This window comes from Marinimicrobium sp. UBA4509, assembly GCF_002388575.1.
GTDB classification, from domain to species: domain Bacteria; phylum Pseudomonadota; class Gammaproteobacteria; order Pseudomonadales; family Cellvibrionaceae; genus Marinimicrobium; species Marinimicrobium koreense.
The window spans coordinates 10182-15305 of the sequence record NZ_DGMV01000083.1 but is presented as its reverse complement, the minus strand read 5'-3'; the positions used below and the strand labels follow the sequence as shown (position 1 = coordinate 15305).

General features: G+C 60.2%; 4 protein-coding genes. All 4 read left to right on the top strand.

The features are described 5' to 3' along the window. Positions 1-416: 416 nt before the first annotated feature. The 4 genes from B3520_RS15535 (at position 417) to B3520_RS15520 (ending at position 4987) form a co-directional block, all read left to right on the top strand. The gene (locus B3520_RS15535) at positions 417-1757 is read left to right on the top strand and encodes a hypothetical protein (protein ID WP_286804591.1); all 1341 of its coding nucleotides are present in this window, start codon (positions 417-419) and stop codon (positions 1755-1757) included. 71 nt (positions 1758-1828) lie between these two features. Further along, positions 1829-2968 carry a cyclic nucleotide-binding domain-containing protein gene (locus B3520_RS15530; RefSeq protein WP_286804590.1) on the top strand — a complete coding sequence of 380 codons (1140 nt, stop codon included), beginning with the start codon at positions 1829-1831 and terminating at the stop codon, positions 2966-2968. Positions 2969-3090: 122 nt separating this feature from the next. Next, positions 3091-3987, top strand: a complete 897-nt coding sequence (locus B3520_RS15525) for an NAD(+) kinase (RefSeq protein ID WP_024460033.1) — start codon at positions 3091-3093, stop codon at positions 3985-3987. A gap of 7 nt (positions 3988-3994) precedes the next feature. Further along, complete coding sequence (locus B3520_RS15520; RefSeq protein WP_286804589.1) at positions 3995-4987, top strand: metallophosphoesterase; 993 nt, start codon at positions 3995-3997, stop codon at positions 4985-4987. Positions 4988-5124: the final 137 nt, after the last annotated feature.

The window sequence follows — 5124 nt, the reverse complement described above, 5'->3', positions numbered from 1 at the left end:
CGCTGCCAAAGAGTGAATCCCGTTCGGGAACTCAATACACCCCCAAACCCGCCCCAAAAAAAATCCCCACAATCACGAAACTGTCACACCCCGATCGTACTCTAACCCTGACGGATCGGCGCATGGAAAGGACTCCACCATTGAACAGGCGCCGCGAACGAAAGAGGATACGATTGTGGAAGACTACGTAGAAGACCTGCTGGACTACAGCTTTGACTACACCGATGATGACGGTGCAGAAGACTATTCCGACCTTTAATCCCTCCCTCATCGAGCCCGTCCGGGCCGATTAATCTGCCGACCACATCACAGAGTCATTGCCAATTGGCGGGCATAATGCGCCTGTCAACTTGAGTGTTGGCGGATTTTGACGTTAACTGTCAGTAGTGTCCCTGTCATCGATGCCCGGTTTGCCTATGGCCCATTCCAACTCGGAACACACCGAAGCGGTGTTCTTTTTCTCTGGTGATCAGGTTGCCCGGGAGATGCTTTACACCGAGTTCGAGGCAATACTGGACGGTTTTGTGCCGGTGCCCGACTACGCGGGCCAGACCGCCAAAGCCGCCTATCTGACCATCAACCCCCAGCTACAGATCAGTGCCCTGGTATTCTTCGTCATCGCCTTCGATGGCCGGGGGATGGTGGATAATCGCTGGAATCTGCCGCTGCAGCAGTTGGTCGAGCAGGCCTCCCGCGGGCCGGATCTCGGTGCCGGGCCGATTCGTCTGGTGTGCTTCAGCCAGTGTCCAGTGGCCTGGCAGCAGCAGTATCTGTGGGACCCGCAGATGGAGCCGGGGCGAAACAGTTTTGTCTTGCTGCGTAAATCCGTGGCCCGCAATCGCCTGGGCTTGGTGAAATACGAACCGGAGCCGGAGGAAACGAAGGACGAGGAGTCCATCGCGCCCCGTGAAGCCCAGAAACTCAGAAAGGCACTGCACGAGCACTACTCCCAGGAGATGCGCGACCGCCTGGCCCGGATGCTCAAGGAGCAGCGGCTTCGTATCACCACACTGAATAATCGTCATGCGCGCAAAATTGATGGGCTCAATCAGGAACACCAGCAGCGGCTGCAGGCCTATCGGGACAAGGTTCGCCAATTGCAGGAGCAAAATGGCGAGCTGACCCAGCGCCTGGAGACGTTGAAAGAGAACTTTGATGCCCAGGTCCAGAAAATCGAGGGTATGCGGGAGTATTTCAGCCACAAGCTCAAGGCCGCCCACGCAGATGAAAACCTGCAGCTTCAGACGCTGCAGGAAAACTATGAGATGGAGCTTGAAGCCCGTGTTCAGAACGCTACCGCCGAGCTGGAAGAGCGCCTGGGGATGCGCGAAATGGAGCTGTTCTACCGCCATCAGCAGGAAAATAACTTCAAAGAGGAAATTGCCCGCCTGCGCCAGGAAAACCAGAGCCTGCTGGAGCAGGGCGGCGGGCAGTTGCTCGACCGGCTGGATCGGGCCGGCATCAGCTTTGTGGCGTTCCATCCGGGAGTCGGTCAGCTTACCGTGCCCGCCAGCGAAATGGCCGCGTACCTCGACGATCCGGATACCTTTGCGGCCCGGGCCGCCGGTGTGGTGCCGGCGCTGTACAAGGAGTGGCTGGCGCACTCCCGAGAGCCGGTCTGTACCGCCAAAGATGACGCCGGCCACCGCTGTGGCAAGGCCGTGGCCCAGGTCGCCCGCCCGGCGGACTTTCATCCCGGCGAAAGCGATCGCTGTGCAGCACACCAGATGGTGGTGGGTCAGCGCTTGGCACAGTAGGGAAAACGGCGCACAATAACGCTCAATTCCACTCGCTCAGCGAATCATGCGAAATCGGTAAGGAATGACCTATGCTGTCATCGCAGCCTCAGACGCCGACCTCCGATCCGGCTTTTGATCTCTCTCTGACCCGCACCCTGGTGCCGCTCAAAGACATGAGCGAAAGCCACCTCCGGGACCTGCTCTCACACAGCCAGGCGGAAGTGGTATTTGCCGGGCAAACCCTGTTTCGTGCCGGAGAATACGACCGTCAGCACCTCTATCTGCTGCACGGTGATATCCTCTTGACCGACCGGCAGGGCGCGGAAACCCGCATCAAGGGGCGTTCCACCCTCATGCCGCTGGCCCACCAGCAGCCCCGGCCGGTGACGGCGGTTGCCGAGACAGACTGCAGTATCCTGCGCATCGACAGCGAGCGCCTGGACCAACTGCTGACCTGGAGCCAGGTATCGGACTACCTGCAACTGAACATCTCCCGCGAGCGGGATTTGGACGAAGACATCGAGTGGATGACCACGGTGTTGCGCTCCAACCTGTTCTTCAAGGTTCCGCCGCTGAATGTCGAGCAGATCTTCTACCGCTTGAAACCCCGGGTGGTCCATACCGGTGAAACCATCATCCGCCAGGGTGAAATCGGTGACTGTTGTTATTTCATCAAGGAAGGGGAGGCGGAGGTTCATCGTCACGGCGAAGGAGGCTGGACGCACCTGGCTGACATCGGCCCGGGACGCTGCTTCGGGGAAGACGCTCTGGTGAACGATGCCCCGCGTAACGCCCGGGTCCGTATGCTCAGCGACGGCGTGCTGATGGTGCTGGACAAGCAGGATTTCTACCGGCTGCTCAAGGCCCCTGAGGTCCCCACGGTACCGCTGGCCACCTTGCCCGAGGCACGCGCTCGAGGCGCTGTTTTGGTGGATACCCGAAGCGAAGAGGAGTACAGCGCGCAACACCTTTCCCAGGCGGTCAATATCCCTCTGAGCCTGCTGGCCATCAAATCCCGTCTGCTGGCCGAGGATGTGGAATACCTGTGCTACTGCGACACCGGTCGCCGTAGCCGGGCGACGGCCCACCTGCTGCGTCAACAGGGGTATCGCGCCCAGGCCCTCAATGACGCTCCCGCACTGTTTGGCGACCCTCAATGGGCGGAACAGTTCGAAGACCCGGCCCCTTATGTGTTAAAAGAGGGCAGGGCGTGTCGGGAACCCATCTGAAGCGCTGAGCGGCACCACTCGGCAGCCCCGCGAGCCCTCCCGAGTCCATCGAGTGCTCAACTGTGGCGCACCCATGTGGCGCCCAAATACCAATAACAGATCATCGCGACGAGAGAATCCGAATGTCCGAATTCACCACCATCGGCCTGATAGTGCGCCGCAACAGCGATCGGGCACTGTATTCCCTGAAGCGCCTGATCCGCTTCCTGCAGAGTCGGGGGCGGGCTTTTGTGCTCGAGCAGGAAACCGCCGAGCACCTGCCGGATCAGGAGTTGGTCAAGGATGCGACCCACACCGTCTCCCTGGAAGTGCTGGGTGCCCACTGCGATCTGGTGATCGTGGTCGGTGGCGACGGCAGCATGCTCAGCGGCGCGCGGGCACTGGTTGAAAGCGGCGTTCCCTTGCTGGGAGTCAACCGGGGTCGTCTGGGCTTCCTGACCGATATCACCCCGGAAGATATTGAAGAGAAAGTGGGCGAAGTGCTCGCCGGTGAGTACGTTGAAGAACAGCGCTTTCTGCTGGATATGAGCGTCTATCACCGGGGCCAGTTGGTCAGCGCCGGGGATGCCCTCAATGATGTGGTGCTGCACCCGGGCGAGTTTATCCGGATGTTGGAGTTCGAGCTCTATGTGGATGGCCACTTCGTCACCAGCCAGCGCTCCGACGGCATGATCGTCTCCACACCCACCGGCTCCACTGCCTATGCGTTGAGCGGCGGCGGCCCCATTCTGCACCCGCGCCTGGACGCCATTGGCCTGGTGCCCATGAACCCGCACACGCTCAGCAGCCGACCGATGGTGGTGCCCGGAGACAGCGAAATCAAAATTCTGGTTGGTGAGCACAACAACACCAACCCTCAGGTCACCTGTGACGGTCAGATACACTTTATGACCCATCCGGGCGATGAAGTGCTGATTCGCAAGAAACCGCAACTGCTCAAATTGATTCACCCGGTCAACCACAACTTCTACGAACGCTGTCGCTCCAAACTGGGGTGGGGTGGACACTTGCTGGATTGAGGTATCAATGGGGTCAGAGTCGTTTGATGCAGGTTTATCGGGAGATTGGCAGGGCTATGATGTAATCGGCGACGTGCATGGCTGCGCCGAGACCCTCGAGCGGCTTTTGCACAAGCTTGGCTACCGGCAAGGCCCAAGCGGCTACTACCATCACACCCGCCAGGCGATTTTCGTCGGCGATATCATTGATCGAGGGCCGAGAATCCGCGAGGCGCTCCAGTTGGTGCGCGCCATGGTGACCGCCGGCGCCGCTCGCATGGTATTGGGCAATCACGAGTTCAACGCGCTGGCCTACTGTACGCCCAAAGCCGGATCCGCTGGGGAGGCCCCGGCCGACTACCTGCGCCCCCACACGCCCCGCAACACCCGACAACTGGCCGAAACCCTGGAGCAGTTTGCCGACTACCCGGAGGAGTGGAACCACTACCTGGAATGGTTCCGCCGCCTGCCGCTGTTTCTCGAGTGGCCGGAGTTCCGGGTGGTACACGCCTGTTGGGACGCCGAGTTGATCGCCCGCCACCGGGCCCGCTTTGGTGATGGCCGGTTCGATGACGCTTTTCTGCAGGAAACCGCCATTCCGGGCAGCGACGCCGCGCGCATCAAACAGCGCCTCACCAGCGGTGTCGACCTGCCTTTGCCCAAAGGCATGACCATTGTTTCCAGCGACGGGGTCGAGCGAACCCATTTTCGGACCAAATTCTGGGCGCCGGACGCGCAGACCTACGAAGAGCTGTTATTCCAGCCCGATCCGCTCCCGGTGGGTTTCGGTCAGCAGCGGATCAGCCCCGAGCACCGGCAACAGATGGTAACCTATGGCGCGGATGAAAAGCCCGTATTCGTCGGCCACTACTGGCTCAAAGGCCACCCGGAACCGATAGCATCCAACATTGGCTGCCTGGACTACAGCGCGGTCAAGTTCGGCCGACTGGTGGCCTACCGTTTCGACGGAGAAACGCAACTGAACCCCGAAAAATTTGTCTGGGCCTACGTCGACCCCTAATAGATTATTTGATGTCCACCTGGATATTTGCGTAGGGCGGATCGGTCCGACGATTCGGAGCGAAGCGCATCCGCCGTTACAGAGTTTCACGTACACCGAATAGTCTGCGTAGGGCGGATAAGCGAAGCGCATCCGCC